Origin of the sequence: Candidatus Tisiphia endosymbiont of Neophilaenus lineatus (genome assembly GCF_964264975.1) — a bacterium.
In the GTDB taxonomy this organism is placed as follows: Bacteria; Pseudomonadota; Alphaproteobacteria; order Rickettsiales; family Rickettsiaceae; genus Tisiphia.
Genome location: NZ_OZ183649.1, coordinates 912,741 through 927,827 on the forward strand (window position 1 = coordinate 912,741; position 15,087 = coordinate 927,827).

Consider the following 15,087-nt stretch of genomic DNA (forward strand, 5'->3'; position numbering starts at 1 on the left):
TTTGAAGGTCATGATTTTATAAAAATGATGAAACATGAGCCGCATGGTCGAAATCGTATACGTTTATTGGCGATGTATCACCTTCAATTAGGCAAATCTTTTAAAGCCATATCTGAAATAGTGAAGTCACACTGGAAAACCGTGCAATCATGGCTCAGAAGATTTAGGAATCATGGTTTTGAAGGATTATTTGAATCACAAAGAAGCGGTGCCCCTAGGAAGATTAACACTATACAAGAATCTGCTCTTTTTGATAAAATCAATACGCTCAGTAAAAGTAAAACTGGTGGGTATATAACTGGAAAAGAGCTACATATCATGTTACTTGAGGAATATGGTGCTAAATGTGCTTTAAAAACAGTCTACAATACTATGCACCGCCTTGGTTTTAGCTGGATTACTTCTCGTTCAATGCATCCAAAATCAAATCAAGAGACTCAAAATAGATATAAAAAAACTTTCCAGACATGTTAACAAAATTATTACCAAAAAATATCGATAGATGTAAAGTTGATATATGGTCTCAGGATGAAACTAGAGTTGGGCAACAAGGTAGCTTAACTCGTATATGGGCTAAGCGTGGCACTAGACCCCGTAAAGTTCGGCAACAGCAATTTATTTCAACATATATTTACGGAGCTGCTTGCCATGAGACAGGAGAAGCTTGTGCATTAATTTTACCATATGCAAACACACAGGCAATGAATAAATTCTTAGAAGAGCTTTCTCGCAGTATTCAAGGCAACCGACATATAGCTTTACTAATGGATAATGCAGGTTGGCACACAGCCAAAAAACTAACTGTGCCAAGCAATATCACTTTGATACCGCTTCCGCCCTATGCACCGGAACTTAATGCAATGGAACAAGTTTGGGAATGGATTAAAAATCATTTCTTGTCTAACCAATGTTATGGTGTATATGAAGATATCGTTACTATGGCTTGTTACGCTTGGAATCAACTTGCTCATAATGTAGATTTAGTAAAATCAATTATGTATAGAGATTGGATAAATACACCGTGTTCATTATTGCAATTGGTATTATTCCTCTTGCCTAACTATAATTTTTGTCAACAGAACCTAGTATCAGTATTATGCAATCCAAATTATTTCCAACTTAACTTACGCGAATTTGGGTAACTTGATGCTAGCTGAATAAGGGCTGGATTCCGCATCAAGGCTAGGATGATATTTTTTACACGAATGATAACTTTTGATTGCAGGAGGTGATTTATGCAGTAAGGATTACACCTGTGAAACTATCTTGTATAGTTCACTTAATAAAGTTGCAAATTCAATTTGCTCAAAACCTTTCCTAGGGATGACTATCATTGCCCAACTATTTTGTTTGAATTTTGATTCCTTGCTTAGCAGTCTAACTAAATGCCTGATACGTCTTTTGATTTTATTACGAATAACAGCATTTCCTAACTTTTTTCCGACTTTCATGCCAAAAAGTAATGTATTTGACGAATTATATAAAATCTCACTAGATTTCTTACATAGGTTGTCAATATTACCTTTTACATTTTGCTTTGCAAAGAGCTTAGTAGAATTATTTGCTATTATTGTGATAAAATAAGGACTATGGAACTTTTTTCCTAACTTATTAACTAGGTCAAATTCTTTCTGATTTTTTAGGGATGAGATAAGCACTTACTACGCTGATAATTTTTTTCTGCCTTTTGCTCGGCGTTTCCTTAAAATTTCTCTACCGCCGACAGTTGCCATCCTTGCCCTAAATCCATGTCTTCTTTTTCTTACTAAATTGCTAGGTTGAAATGTACGTTTCATAAATTCATATCCAATACGAAATAATATATTTCTTTATAGTCAGATAATGTTAAACTGTCAACTTAAATAACATTATTTAAACTAGGGTATAGCTATATTTCTCTCTTATTATCTTTAGTCTTTAAAAGATCTTGTTCTAATTTTATATTATTATTTCTATTGATAATAGATCGATAAACTTGCAGATTTTCCAAAACACGTTGAGTATAGTTCCTAGTTTCTGCATATGGTATTAGTTCAATCCAATCAATTATTTGTCGTAAATTCTTAAAGTCACGAGGATCACCAAACAGATTAATCCATCTTGTGATTCTACAAGGACCAGCATTATAAGCTGCAATGGCTAAAAGATAATTACCATTATATAGTTGTAAGTATTCTTTAAAATGATTAGTACCAAGCATGATATTATATTTAGGGTCAAGAGTTAGCTTTTTAATATGACATTTACAGCCAACAGATTTAGCCGTATCATAAGTAGCTGTATCTGTAAGTTGCATTAGACCCTTAGCTTTAGCTGTACTAATTGCATGCTGATTAAAAACTGACTCCTGTCTTATAATACTGTATGTTAAAGCTGGTTCTAGGGGGGTATTTTTTACTGCCTTAGTATAAGGGGTAGGGAAAGCATAATCCTTAATAAAAGTATGATGTTGACAAGCAGTTTTTGCTACATCTACTGTATGATAAATATTACCCTTTGTGCTAATGATATCGGTAATTAATACAATTTTAGATGGGGTTGATGATTTTTCAATAGCCGTTTTAGCATATAACAGAGCTAAATCATGCTTACCATATTTAGTCAAATATTTTATGGCTCTAATAATTTCACTATTTTCATTATTATGCTTAGTGGAGGTAGGCTTTTGTGGTAAAATGAAGTGCCGTTTGTTAAGTTCGATATTAGCTAACTGTCCATAGAAACTATGGGAATACTTGCTGGCCATATGATAAAATTTATTCGCTTGCTCTTTATCCCCTTTGGCTTCATAAGTTCTAGCTAGCCAATATTGCCCCCTTGATACGCTTAATGGTTTAGCTGCAACTTTCATAAATTTGTTAAAATGACTTAAAGCAATATCAGGCTTATACAAAAATCTAAGGGCAAGCCAACCACTAAGCCATTCTGCTTCTCTTACATGTTCGGGATCAACAGTAATTGGCATGCTAATTATCTTATAACTACTAGCAAAATCTTTCTGTTCAATAAATTCTCTAGCATAATAAGATTGTACACGAGCCCAATAGGCGGAATGTCTTTTATCTTGCTTTACTTTTTTAAATAGAGCGATACTTTGGCTGGTAGGAATCTCTGTTTTCTTGGAATCCAAATAGTTAAATAATAAAGCTGGGGTATAATATTTTTCTGATACCTGTTGAAAAAGTTTTTCACTATCATTAGATTTATTTAAGATAGCAATTTGGGCAATAAAATTTTGTTTATAGCCATTACTGACATAATGCATATATTTTTTTGCACTACGCATATCCCCTGCCCATAAATATTCATCAATTTTTTTTACATGATCTTCTTCACATAATATATTTTTGAAATTACTCAAATAATTGCTTTCTTCTGCTTGCGTAAAAACCCCATAAATCCAACCATTTTTCATAATCTTCGCTAATTTTTGTGGATCTTTTATTAATTTTCTACTAGCTAAAGCATAAAATTTATAGCCTAAAGCAGTAATTGGTTCGTTTTCACTAAACCAGTTTACAATTAAAGCTTGGTCTGTGTTATAGTTTAAATATTGTTCTGCCATCTCTTTTAGTTTATCGACTTGCGGCCAGTGGGGATTGTTTTGTATAAATTTTATTACCTCTTCAAAGCTATTTTTCTTATAATTCGGGTCTAAGAATCTTTGAGACATAATAATTTTGATTAAGGTTTTATCTTTTGAAGTCTTTGCCATCTTTTCACAATCTTGCCATGCTTTTTTGTCTAAATGTATAAAAGTTTCTTTGACATAGTCCGATGCCATTGACTCTGATATTAATAAATTTAGAATAATTAAAACTATTGACAGTATTGTTGAAATTCTCATAATCGACAGCGGATAAATTAAATTATTATGGTATTATTATGAATAGAGCATTTGTCTTTCCAGGTCAAGGGTCACAAATGGTTGGTATGGGGAAAGAATTCTACGATAACTTTCAGGAGGCAAAAGAGACATTTGAAATTGTAGATAATACTCTTGGAAGAAAATTAAGCCATATTGTCTTTAATGGATCAAGTGAAGATTTAACTTTGACTATTAATGCTCAACCAGCACTAATGGCAGTATCTATGGCAATATTGAATGTCATTAAGCAACAAACAAATAGAAATATTACTAACCTGTGTTCATATGTTGCAGGTCATTCTTTAGGAGAATATAGTGCATTATGTGCAGCGGAAAGTATAGATATACAAGTAACTACCCAATTGCTAGCAGTACGTAGTAAGTCCATGCAAGAAGCCTATCCGGTCGGTCAAGGCTCAATGGCGGCATGTATAGGCGTACCTCTAAAAAAGCTTGAAGAAATCATCAAAGAGGTTATAGACCTTGATATAGCTAACGATAATATAGATGGACAGGTGGTAATTAGTGGTAAAACTATAGCAGTGGAACGGGTAATATCTATAGTAAAAGATTTAGGCTATAAAGCTATTAAATTGAATGTAAGTAGTCCTTTTCATTGTAGTTTGATGAAGCCAGCAGAAGAGCAAATGGCAAAGGCTTTAGACAAAGTAGCAATTAACAAACCGTTTGTTCCGGTGATACAAAATGTTACAGCTAAACCAATAACTAACCCTATAGAGATAAAACAAAACTTAATCTCCCAGATTTGTGGTAGGGTGAGGTGGCGTCAAACTTTAAACGAATTGGAAAATCTGAAAATAGAACAAATAGTTGAAATAGGTGCAGGTAAGGTTCTAACTAATATGCTGAAAAAAACTGACCATAAATTTAATTTGATTAATGTTTGGAGTCTTGTAGAATTGGAAGAATTTTTAAAAATTATGTGATTATGGTATTAGTGTTAAGACAAAAATCTGCTATGATCCCAATTTAATTAAAACAATAAGATATAAGATAATATAATAATGGCAACGCAAGCAAATACTAAATTTCCTATAAAAATTGATAAGAAACGAGATGATTTACTGACTAATTTTGGCAAAGCAGTGCTAAAAGATAGATACTTACTAGCCGGAGAGGGGTTTCAAGATCTATTTGCTAGAGTAGCTAGCTATTATGCTGATAATGCAAAATCAGCTCAGCAATTATATGAGTACATAAGCAAGTTGTGGTTTATGCCAGCTACACCGGTTCTTAGTAACGGTGGAACTGACAGAGGGATGCCTATCTCTTGTTTTTTAAATGAAACAGATGATAGTTTGGAAGGTATTGTAGATCTTTGGACTGAGAATGTTTGGTTAGCCTCACGTGGTGGTGGTATAGGAAGCTATTGGGGCAATGTTCGTTCTATTAATGAAGCAATTAAAGGCAAAGGTACTTCTTCTGGCATTATTCCATTTGTCAAGGTTGTCGATTCTATGACTTTAGCTATTTCTCAAGGGTCAATTAGACGTGGTAGTGCTGCTATATATTTACCAATTGATCATCCTGAAATTGAGGAATTCATAGACTTAAGACGCCATACTGGTGGTGATACTAATCGTAAAGCGTTAAACATGCATCACGGCATAGCTGTAACAGATGCATTTATGCAAGCAGTTGAGAGTGATGGAAATTTTCCATTAATCAGCCCTGCTACTAAAAAAGTTGTACGTGAAGTTAAGGCTAGAGATTTGTGGGTTAAGTTACTAACTACTAGAATAGAAACTGGAGAACCCTATATTTTATTTATTGATACTGTCAATAAATATATTCCGCAGCATCATAAAAAACTTGGGCTACAAGTAAAAACTTCTAATCTTTGTAGCGAGATTACCCTGCCAACTGGCATTGATCATTTGGGTAAGGTTAGAACTGCTGTGTGTTGTTTGTCTTCTGTAAATTTAGAATATTTTGATGATTGGCAAAATGACCCTGAGTTTATTCCTACCGTAATGCGTTTTTTAGATAATGTACTTGAAGATTTTATTACTAAAGCACCTAGTACCATGGAGCGAGCTAAATATTCAGCAATGCGTGAACGTAGCGTAGGTTTAGGTGTTATGGGTTTTCACTCATTCCTACAATCAAAGGATGTACCAATAGAGTCGGTAATGGCAAAGGTTTGGAATAATCAAATATTTGAACATATTCATAAAGAAGTTGATAAAGCTTCAGTAGTTCTATCTGATGAACGTGGTGCTTGCCTCGATGCAGTTGAAGTAGGTATTAACGAACGGTTTAGTAATAAAACAGCTATTGCTCCTACGGCATCAATCTCTATTATTGCTGGCAATAGTTCTCCTGGAATTGAACCATTTGCTGCTAATAGTTTTGTCCAAAAGACTCTTACTGGATCTTTTAATGTACGTAACAAATATTTAGAAAAGCTGTTAAGCACCAAAGGTTTTAATAATGAGCAGGTTTGGTCATCAATTGCAACTCATGAAGGCTCAGTGCAACATCTAACCTTTTTATCCAGCCATGAAAAAGATGTTTTCAGAACTGCTTATGAGATTGATCAAAATTGGCTTATTGATCTAGCAGCAGATAGGACACCACATATTTCACAATCTCAATCTCTAAATGTTTTCTTAGCAGGCAATGTAAGTAAGATGTATTTAAATAATATCCATTTTAGAGCTTGGAAAAAAGGGGTTAAGAGTTTCTATTATTGTAGATCAACCTCAATTCAAAGAGCTGATAAAGTATCACACGATGTCAAGAAAGCGGATTTTCAAGATATTGAAAGAGATAATAAGAAAAAACAAGAAAAAGAAGTTGTGTCTTATGATGAATGTTTATCCTGTCAGTAATAGACTTCCTGCATAATTCTACTTTTGCTGGTAATTTGTGCGTCGATCTGATACTCGAATCCTCACGTACATTTGAGTACGCTGCGGGTCGAGGTTCTGTGTCTCCTACAAATTCCTCAGCAAAAGCGAATTATGCAGGAAGTCTAATGAATATACGCGAATTCGGGATAAGAATTTGTCAATTCTTATCCAATCGTCATTGCGAGCGAACGTATGTGAGTGTGGCAATCCGTGCAGCTTGTCATATAGATTGCTTCGTCGACCTATGGTCTCCTCGCAATGATGTTTTATAGTAGTATACTTAAAAAGGAAATATAATATGTCTTTACTTAATGCCAGTCCAATCTACAAACCATTTTCTTATCCATGGGCTTATGAAGCGTGGCATATTCAACAACGAATTCATTGGTTACCAGAGGAAGTGCCGCTAGCTGATGATCTAAAAGATTGGAAATATAATTTAAGTCCTGGAGAAAAACACCTATTAACCCAAATATTTCGCTTCTTTACTCAAGCTGATATTGAAGTAAATAATTGTTATATGAAACATTACTCTAGGGTATTTAAGCCAACTGAAGTACTGATGATGTTATCAGCGTTTTCTAATATGGAAACAATTCATATTGCTGCTTATTCTCATCTGCTTGATACCGTAGGTATGCCAGAAACTGAATATTCAGCATTTCTCAAATATAGAGAAATGAAAGATAAATACGACTATATGAAGCGTTTCGGTGTAGAAACTAAAGAAGATATTGCTACTACTTTAGCAGTATTTGGTGCATTTACTGAAGGGTTACAGTTATTTGCTTCATTTGTTATTTTACTTAATTTTCCTCGTTTTAATAAAATGAAAGGTATGGGGCAAATTATTAGTTGGTCAGTAAGGGATGAGACGTTACATACTGATTCTATCATTATGTTATTTAAAACTTTTATTAGGGAAAACCCTGAAGTATGGACTGAAGAGCTTCGTAGCCGTCTTTATGAAGCGTGTGCTACTATTGTGCATTTTGAAGATGCCTTTATTGAGCTAGCATTTGAAGTTGGTGGCATTGAAGGTCTGACAGCTAGAGAGGTAAGACAATATATTCGTTATATTGCCGATCGCAGATTAATGCAGCTTGGACTTAAAGAGATTTATTTAATTGATACTAATCCGTTGCCTTGGCTTGATGAAATCTTAAACGGTGCTGAACATACTAATTTCTTTGAAGGAAGGGTGACAGAATATACCAAAGCTGCAACTACTGGATCGTGGGAAGATGTATTCGCTGAGATGGATGGTAGGAGGAGTGGTACTACTTAACCTGAATTCGATGTAACAAGTTACATCGAATTCAGTATTATATATAGAAACAATCAGGTTTGAAGCGGCTGCCCACCTGATTGTTAAAATATAATACTCTATTCAATATGTGATTTTAATTATTAAAATCACATATTGAATGATGACAAAAGTTAAAATGCACCCGCGTCAGCCGCTTCAAGAGTGCATTTTCCCTTATAACAAAGCAAGTATCGATATAAGAATTATTAATTCTTATATCGGATTCGCATGACTTAATGTGTTCTTGCTGGATTATTAGGTTTTCTACTAATGCGTGATACGTGGTCTACCATGTTTGGAGGTTTTGGTGTTGGGACTTTAGCTTTAGGTAAAATCTTTTCCTCCTTAGGTGGTTTGTTAATTGTTGTGTCAAAATCGCTAAATAAACTTGTCTGAGTTTGAGGATTTATTTTTAGCAGGATCACCAGTAATAACGTTTTTTATATAAGACAGGATAAATCGACCGCAATTTATATTATCAGCTATTTTCTGATGACCTAGATATGATGATTTAAAGGTAACTCTATCTTTTCCAAATGTTTCTCCTAGTGAGTCTCTAATTGGCTTTAGTGGGTAGAAACGGCTAAGCCATCCTTTGGAATCCTGATGATGAGATGTTATATTGCCAGCATTATCTTTATTAAGTTCTAAATATGTGAAGTGTTTCTTTGTCAGAAGTCCAAAAAAATATTTGTTAGACTGACAAATAGGAATTATTGCTTTCTTCCAGTTAGTATCTTGGTTTAATACTCCAAGTGTATCCTTTAATGGGGCTGCAGTTGTTGTAAGCGTACTACCTTTTTGAGCATCATGAGATGGAGCAGTGATATAATTATTGTCATTTTTAAGATAATAATTGATTTTATTCTCAGGATTCCCCGGATTTTCATACGTCTCTGCTGATAGTTTATATCCTTGCTTTCTAGATAAACCTTTCAAGAAATTATATATCTGAGTAGGCTTATATGCCATATATGGCTCAATTTCTTTCCGATCTTTCATTTCATTCCCTATAATATCCTTAATATATATTAGTGGTAAATAAAATAATAGTATACTAAAATGACTGCAAAAAATAGATGTTTTATAGATAGATGTTTTTAACATCATTTGAGTGCTAAAACAATTTTTGTTATTAGTGCAAGATATAAATAATAGTATAATAGAATATAATTGGGAGAATAAAATAATTATGAGTATTGAAATTATAGTTCCATCTCTTGGAGAGTCTGTATCAGAAGCGGCTATTGCTAAGTGGCATAAAAAACAAGGAGATGCGGTAAAAGTGGATGAACTACTTTTAGAACTTGAGACAGAGAAAGTTACGTTAGAAGTAAATGCACTTTCCTCTGGTGTAATAAGCAAAATACTTAAGAATGAGGGCGATACAGTATATGTGGGTGAGAGCGTAGGACAAATTACCGAAGGAGAAGCTTCTAGTGTAGCTTCACCTAGTACACTAGACAAAGAGATAAAACAGCAACCTGCAAGTACCAACAAGGTTAATGTTCCGCCCTCGGTGCAAAGATTAGTGAGCGAAAATAAACTACAATTAGCTGACATAAAAGGTACTGGTCGAGAAGGCAGAGTAACCAAGGGAGATGTACTAGAGTTCATAAATACCCCGCCTGTGAAAGAAACAGAATTACCTGTTATAGCCAATGTTGTACGTGCAAATGAGGGGATGGTTGAGCGTGTTAAAATGTCACGTCTTCGTAAAACTATAGCGGATCGTTTAAAACAATCACAAAATACTGCAGCCATTCTAACTACTTTTAATGAAATTGATATGTTGAAAGTTATTAATTTGCGTATGCAGTATCGTGAAGAGTTTGAGAAGAAACATGGCGTGAAGCTAGGATTTATGTCATTTTTTGTAAAAGCTACTATTGAAGCTCTTAAAGCAGTCCCATCGGTAAACGCCGAGATAGAAGGGGATGAGATTTTGTATAAGAATTATTATGATATTGGTGTTGCAGTAGGAACAGAGCAGGGTCTAGTAGTTCCAATAGTTAGGCAGGCTGATAAATTGAGTTTTGCTAAGGTTGAGAAAGAAATTGCTGGTTTGGGTAAAAAGGCTAGAGAAGGAAAATTATCTATGTCTGATTTATCAGGTGGAACATTTACCATTTCAAATGGCGGTGTTTATGGATCACTATTATCAACTCCGATTATTAATCCGCCTCAATCAGGTATTTTAGGTCTTCACAAGACTGAAGAAAGACCAGTAGTGGTTAATGGTAAGATAGAAATACGTCCCATGATGTACGTTGCTTTATCTTATGATCATCGTATTATTGATGGCAAAGAAGCAGTTACTTTTCTTGTAAAAATAAAGGAATTGATTGAGAATCCTGAGAAATTGTTATTAAATCTTTAATACAAAGAAGGAGTATAAGTTATGGTGAAAAATAAACCTGTTTTCTCTGATCTCGCTGTTAGGATTGAAAAATTTCGTCCTACTAGCAAGGATATAAAGGATTATATTACAGCTCAGCATGCAACTTTAGCAAGTGACCCTAAGGAAAGTTTAAGCCTTAACCAATATTTAAAGGAAAAATATTTTTCAGATGATAATGTAGTAGTAGTTGCAGATTTATCCGATAGGACTTTTAGTAGATCTGGTAATGTAACAGACCTAAGCGGAGGAGATTTTACTGGTTGTATACTTAAAAATACTACTTTTACAGGATGTAATTTAGCTGATGCGGTGTTTTGTGATGTTGATTTTGACAATGCTTATTTCGAAGATACTATTCTAAAAAACATAGATTTTAGAGGGGCTGACCTTGCTAATTGTAGGTTTTCTGATGGCTATAAAGGATACTCTCAAATAGGGAAAGAACGTGATATTGAGGGGATAAAATTCAGTACCACTTCTTCTTTAGGCAGAAAATATGCTGACATAAAAAGTGATTTAGTTCGCAAAAAAGAGCAGCAAGATCTTATAAGTAGTAAACAAAAAGAATTAGAGGAGGCGGAGAAGAAGTTAAGCTTGAAAGCTCAGGCTTGGCGTATTGGAGGTTATAAAACCGGGAATTCAGAATATGATAGGCTGCAAGAAGATCTGCAACTAATGGTTGAGCAAAAAATATTTCCTAGAGAAGATAATTCAATGCATGAAACTTTTCAAAACATTTTTGGCAGTAGCAGTTGTACTTTTAATCCAGCTTATGTACGAGGATCAACTAAAGAACAGCGGGATCAAGAAACGCAATATGTACCCTTAGCTCGGAAAGATATAGAGCAATATTTGCAGGCAAGAAAGAGTAATGAGAATTTAAGCTTAAATGATTTTGCTAAATCTAAATTCGAGAAATCACAGATAAGATCAGGAGCAAGAATTATTGCAGATTGTTCTAGTAGAGTTGATACTTCTACTAATAATGAATGGTATGATAGAGTTGATTTATCTAATTTAGATTTCTCTGGAGCAGATTTAGGGGGTGCTGTGTTCGCAGAGTCCGTTTTATCCGGATGTAGATTTAATGGTACTAATATTAGTGAAGCGAATTTCGAGAGTGCAGAACTTGATCGAGCTAATTTTTTAGGGTCTAAAGCAGATAACGCGAATTTTTTTAATAGTAATTTAAGTCAGGCAGTCGTTGGTAATAGTCAGTTTACACATGCTTTTATGGCTCGTTCTAATGGTCAGGAGGTTGTGATAAATAACTCCAACTTTGATTATGCGAATATAAAAAAAGGTAAATGGGATCACGCAAAATTGACTGATTCAACATTTAATCAGTCAGATTTGCAAGGTATCTCTTTAATTTCAGCAGATTTACGAAGAATACAAATGCAGCATGCAATATTAGATAAAGCTGTTTTAACAAAGTGTCAAGTTATAGAGAGTAATTTATCTAATGCTTTGATGGAAAAGGTTGAAGCACATAAGGCAAAATTTAAAGATACTATATTGCAGAACATAGAAGCAAAAGGATTAGATTTGTCGGATGCTGAGTTAAGTGGTTTGACTAAGTTGGATGGAGCGAATTTAGAAGCAGCTATTCTAAGAAGGATTAATGCTGAAGGAGTGAATTTTATTAATGCCAATCTAAATATGGTGGAAGCACAAAAGGCGAATTTCAGAAATGCAATTTTAGCAGGAGTAGAGGTCAAATTTGCTAACTTAACAGAGGCGATTTTAGAAGGAGCGAAGGCTAAAGGAATCAATGCAAGTTATAGTATACTAAAAAAAGTTCATGCACAAAAGGCTGATTTCTCGAATAGTATAATGAGGAGTATTGACGCTCAGGAAGGGGATTTTACCGAAGTAATATTCATGAATGGTGATCTTACAAAATCAAAATTGCAGCAAGCGATATTGGAAAAAGTACAAGCAGAAAAGGTTAAGTTAGAAGGAGTTAATTTACGTGCGTCAAAGTTAGCTGAGGCTGATTTGTCTAAAGCTACGGTCGATATTGATACTGATATTGTGGACGTAAATTTGATTGGTTTACAAGGCACATTCATTCAGAATGGTCAAGAAATTATTCCGCAAAAGCTTCAAGAAGAGCACAAACAATTGGAGCAAGTAAAAAAAGCGGAGCAATTAGAATTAACACTAGAGAATTTACCTTACATCGCTGTAGGTTTATTAAAAGAGCCAGGGACATTTCTTCTTGATATTGCTACTATAGTACCTTCAGCTATTAGGAATCCGCTGGATACAAAGAAGCTATTATATGATGAGCTATATGCTGATTTCCTGAAATTTCAAGAAGTGAGTGGAAAATTATTAAGTGATAAGTTGCTAATTGAAGAAAGGAAAAAATTACAAAAAGAACAAGTAGAGCATGTATCTAATCTAATCAAGGGAGCTGGTGCAGTGGCTGATATATATATTCCTGCTCTGAATGAAGCACGATCTGATCTATTGAAAGATCAGATCGCTCAGCGTGTTTTGTTGCCAGTTTTAGAAGCTGTGTTAAATCCCGCTCCAATGATTTCACCTACAGAAGCTAGTAGAGTTAATCCTGATATATTTGATGGAGTAGATAAAAATTTTATTAGAATGATAGTGCCGTTGGTGCTAAAATTAGGAGGTGGCGTATTAGAAGGAGAATCAAATAAAAAATTACAAGAAATTTATAAAAATCTAATAATTTCTAACGAGAATTCAGGACGTAATATCATTAAAAATGCTTTAGAAATCTTTACCAGCCCTAAAGTAGCAGAAGTAGTCCAAAAAGATTTAGTTGAGTTTTTACGTGATTCAGCTAATCAAAAAGAAATTACCAAAATTGCTGAGAATGTTCTAGACGATAAATTTACTAGATTTGTGTCAAAAGAATTTTTTAGGGATACTGTATCACTAGTAACTAATGCAAGTAGCACGATATTAGAGCATACTCCTGAAATGGTTATGATCTATGAGTTCTATATGAAACATCAAGATTTGGGCTTGGAATTATTGACTAATAAAAATTTATCTCCAACTCGAAAAGAAGAAATAATAGGAACGCAAAAAGCCATGATATTGTCTATTTTAGATAATACTAGTAAGGTTGTTCAGGATCTAGCTCCTGCCTTAAAATTGACTCTACCACAATATTTTGCTGATAATAAAAAGAATATTTTAGAATTTTTGGATAAAACAGAAGTGCAGCAAAATATAAGATATCTTGGTCTGAATCCTAAATTTGTACGTGATGTAACAGCAGCAACTATTCCATTTATTGTTGATGTTTTACCGATAATAGCAGAACTTACTGAAAGTTGTTTAGCATACAAAGAGGGGTTAGAACGAATCATTGAGCAAGCTAAAGAGGTTATGAACGTACCTGAATCCAAACAAGCAGAAAAAGTTGGTAAATTAGTAAACTCTCTTATTAAGTTTAATAAGGATAATCCTAAGGTTAAAGAAGTTTTACAAGAAAAAATACCTGAGCTTTTAATAAAACATGCTAAAGACCTTGGCCCTGTGGTTGAGAAATTTTTAAATGAAACCGAGATGGGTAAAAAACTAAAACTAAAAGGTGAAGCAATTGTTAAAGCACTAGGGAATCATGCTAAGGAAGTAGGAACAATAACGGCTTCATATAAGAAGGGAGAATATAGTGCAATGGTTCGTCCATTGATTAATTTGTTATCTGATACAAAAGTTCTAAGTTTAGCTGTAGAAGCTACTGTTAACCTTTGGAAGTATAATTTTCAAAAACATTTTGTGTCTAATTCAACACGTGAAAAAGTAATTGGTGAAAAAATGAACCAAATTATGGAAGATTTTTTGTTCAATCCTCTTGTGATAGCTAAGTCAGACAAGAAAATAGATTTATCTTCTATCTTTCAGGAGCAGGCTGAGAAATATAGTCGAAATAATTCATCTGAGTATTCACCGATACTTTATTATTCCTTAAATAATAAAGATTTGAGAGGATTATCTTTTGAAAAAGTAGATATGAAATTAGATAATTTTGAAATTAAAGGGTTTAATTTTAATGAAGTGACGTTAGGAAAATGTTCTCTGAAAAATGCTAAGTTGAAAGAATGCTCTTTTAAGAGAGTTACTTTTAAAGAACATATAGACTTTGAAGGAGCTACCATTGATGGTGATACTTTAACTACACTTCTTTCAGAAATTAAAAAATATAATAAAAAACATCCGGAAAAAACAATGAATTTAGATAATATCAGAGTTGTTGGGAATATAAGCGAAGAAGTTAAATCAAATCCTTTGCTAAAAAATGTAGATTTGAATAAAGCTACCGTAAAAAAAATAGAAGTTATTCCACCAGTACCTAAAGCAAGTCAAACAATATCATCAAATGAACATAGAGAAAGATATGATAGAAATGCTAACAAAGAAAGACAAACAAATCTGTTAATCAGATAAAATAATGTTTGACATTGTTCTGAATAATCGGTATAAAACTTCACACAGGGCAAAAATCCTGTAGCTGTTTGAAAAGTTGATAAAACTGAAAACTAAATACACACTGCGATAATAAAAATTTATGATCGTGAGTGGATACTGTATAAGTAGCAGAATTAGTTCTGTACACATCGTACAATCTCAAGCTTTAAAAGAA

General features: G+C 33.7%; 11 protein-coding genes. 7 read left to right on the forward strand and 4 right to left on the reverse strand.

From position 1 onward, the window contains the following. The first annotated feature begins 24 nt into the window (after positions 1-24). Both ACFE3K_RS05410 and ACFE3K_RS05415 read left to right on the forward strand, forming a co-directional pair. Positions 25-474, forward strand: a complete 450-nt coding sequence (locus ACFE3K_RS05410; RefSeq protein ID WP_375358564.1) for a helix-turn-helix domain-containing protein — start codon at positions 25-27, stop codon at positions 472-474. After that, positions 468-1,142, forward strand: a complete 675-nt coding sequence (locus ACFE3K_RS05415) for an IS630 family transposase (RefSeq protein ID WP_375358565.1) — start codon at positions 468-470, stop codon at positions 1,140-1,142. The genes ACFE3K_RS05410 and ACFE3K_RS05415 overlap by 7 nt, the downstream gene beginning before the upstream one ends. A 105-nt stretch (positions 1,143-1,247) precedes the next feature. Here ACFE3K_RS05415 and rnpA read toward each other — a convergent pair whose 3' ends face one another. From rnpA to ACFE3K_RS05430, 3 genes are all read right to left on the reverse strand, one after another. After that, the gene (rnpA, locus tag ACFE3K_RS05420; protein ID WP_375358566.1) at positions 1,248-1,658 is read right to left on the reverse strand and encodes a ribonuclease P protein component; all 411 of its coding nucleotides are present in this window, start codon (positions 1,656-1,658) and stop codon (positions 1,248-1,250) included. Between the two features lie 3 nt (positions 1,659-1,661). After that, a complete protein-coding gene (gene rpmH, locus ACFE3K_RS05425) occupies positions 1,662-1,796 on the reverse strand; it encodes a 50S ribosomal protein L34 (protein WP_341748129.1) in 135 nt (44 codons plus the stop codon). A gap of 92 nt (positions 1,797-1,888) precedes the next feature. Beyond that, on the reverse strand, positions 1,889-3,850 hold the full coding sequence (locus ACFE3K_RS05430) for a lytic transglycosylase domain-containing protein (RefSeq protein WP_410521674.1): 1,962 nt from the start codon (positions 3,848-3,850) through the stop codon (positions 1,889-1,891). Between the two features lie 35 nt (positions 3,851-3,885). Here ACFE3K_RS05430 and fabD point away from each other — a divergent pair, with 35 nt between their 5' ends. The 3 genes from fabD to ACFE3K_RS05450 all read left to right on the forward strand — a co-directional run bounded on the left by fabD (position 3,886) and on the right by ACFE3K_RS05450 (position 8,032). Then, the gene (fabD, locus tag ACFE3K_RS05435) at positions 3,886-4,815 is read left to right on the forward strand and encodes an ACP S-malonyltransferase (RefSeq protein WP_375358568.1); all 930 of its coding nucleotides are present in this window, start codon (positions 3,886-3,888) and stop codon (positions 4,813-4,815) included. Positions 4,816-4,893: 78 nt separating this feature from the next. Further along, positions 4,894-6,723: a ribonucleoside-diphosphate reductase subunit alpha gene (locus tag ACFE3K_RS05440; RefSeq protein ID WP_375358569.1), complete on the forward strand. Its 1,830-nt coding sequence runs from the start codon at positions 4,894-4,896 to the stop codon at positions 6,721-6,723. A 319-nt stretch (positions 6,724-7,042) separates the two neighbouring features. Further along, positions 7,043-8,032 (forward strand): ribonucleotide-diphosphate reductase subunit beta, encoded by a 990-nt coding sequence (locus ACFE3K_RS05450; RefSeq protein ID WP_375358570.1) that lies wholly within the window; start codon positions 7,043-7,045, stop codon positions 8,030-8,032. 399 nt (positions 8,033-8,431) lie between these two features. Here ACFE3K_RS05450 and ACFE3K_RS05455 read toward each other — a convergent pair whose 3' ends face one another. Next, positions 8,432-9,163, reverse strand: a complete 732-nt coding sequence (locus ACFE3K_RS05455) for a hypothetical protein (protein WP_375358571.1) — start codon at positions 9,161-9,163, stop codon at positions 8,432-8,434. An 82-nt stretch (positions 9,164-9,245) separates the two neighbouring features. On the opposite strand from ACFE3K_RS05455, the gene odhB reads away from it, so the two are divergent. Further along, positions 9,246-10,433: a 2-oxoglutarate dehydrogenase complex dihydrolipoyllysine-residue succinyltransferase gene (gene odhB / locus ACFE3K_RS05460; protein WP_375359491.1), complete on the forward strand. Its 1,188-nt coding sequence runs from the start codon at positions 9,246-9,248 to the stop codon at positions 10,431-10,433. A gap of 21 nt (positions 10,434-10,454) precedes the next feature. Then, a complete protein-coding gene (locus tag ACFE3K_RS05465) occupies positions 10,455-14,891 on the forward strand; it encodes a pentapeptide repeat-containing protein (protein ID WP_375358572.1) in 4,437 nt (1,478 codons plus the stop codon). Positions 14,892-15,087 lie beyond the last annotated feature (196 nt).

Excerpts from the sequence above, each read along its gene's own strand:
- ACFE3K_RS05415 (WP_375358565.1), top strand. The coding sequence starts at position 468 with ATGTTAACAAAATTATTACCAAAAAATATCGATAGATGTAAAGTTGAT.
- ACFE3K_RS05440 (WP_375358569.1), top strand. The coding sequence starts at position 4,894 with ATGGCAACGCAAGCAAATACTAAATTTCCTATAAAAATTGATAAGAAA.
- fabD (WP_375358568.1), top strand. The coding sequence starts at position 3,886 with ATGAATAGAGCATTTGTCTTTCCAGGTCAAGGGTCACAAATGGTTGGT.
- rpmH (WP_341748129.1), bottom strand. The coding sequence starts at position 1,796 with ATGAAACGTACATTTCAACCTAGCAATTTAGTAAGAAAAAGAAGACAT.
- ACFE3K_RS05465 (WP_375358572.1), top strand. The coding sequence starts at position 10,455 with ATGGTGAAAAATAAACCTGTTTTCTCTGATCTCGCTGTTAGGATTGAA.
- ACFE3K_RS05455 (WP_375358571.1), bottom strand. The coding sequence starts at position 9,163 with ATGATGTTAAAAACATCTATCTATAAAACATCTATTTTTTGCAGTCAT.
- ACFE3K_RS05410 (WP_375358564.1), top strand. The coding sequence starts at position 25 with ATGATGAAACATGAGCCGCATGGTCGAAATCGTATACGTTTATTGGCG.
- ACFE3K_RS05450 (WP_375358570.1), top strand. The coding sequence starts at position 7,043 with ATGTCTTTACTTAATGCCAGTCCAATCTACAAACCATTTTCTTATCCA.
- odhB (WP_375359491.1), top strand. The coding sequence starts at position 9,246 with ATGAGTATTGAAATTATAGTTCCATCTCTTGGAGAGTCTGTATCAGAA.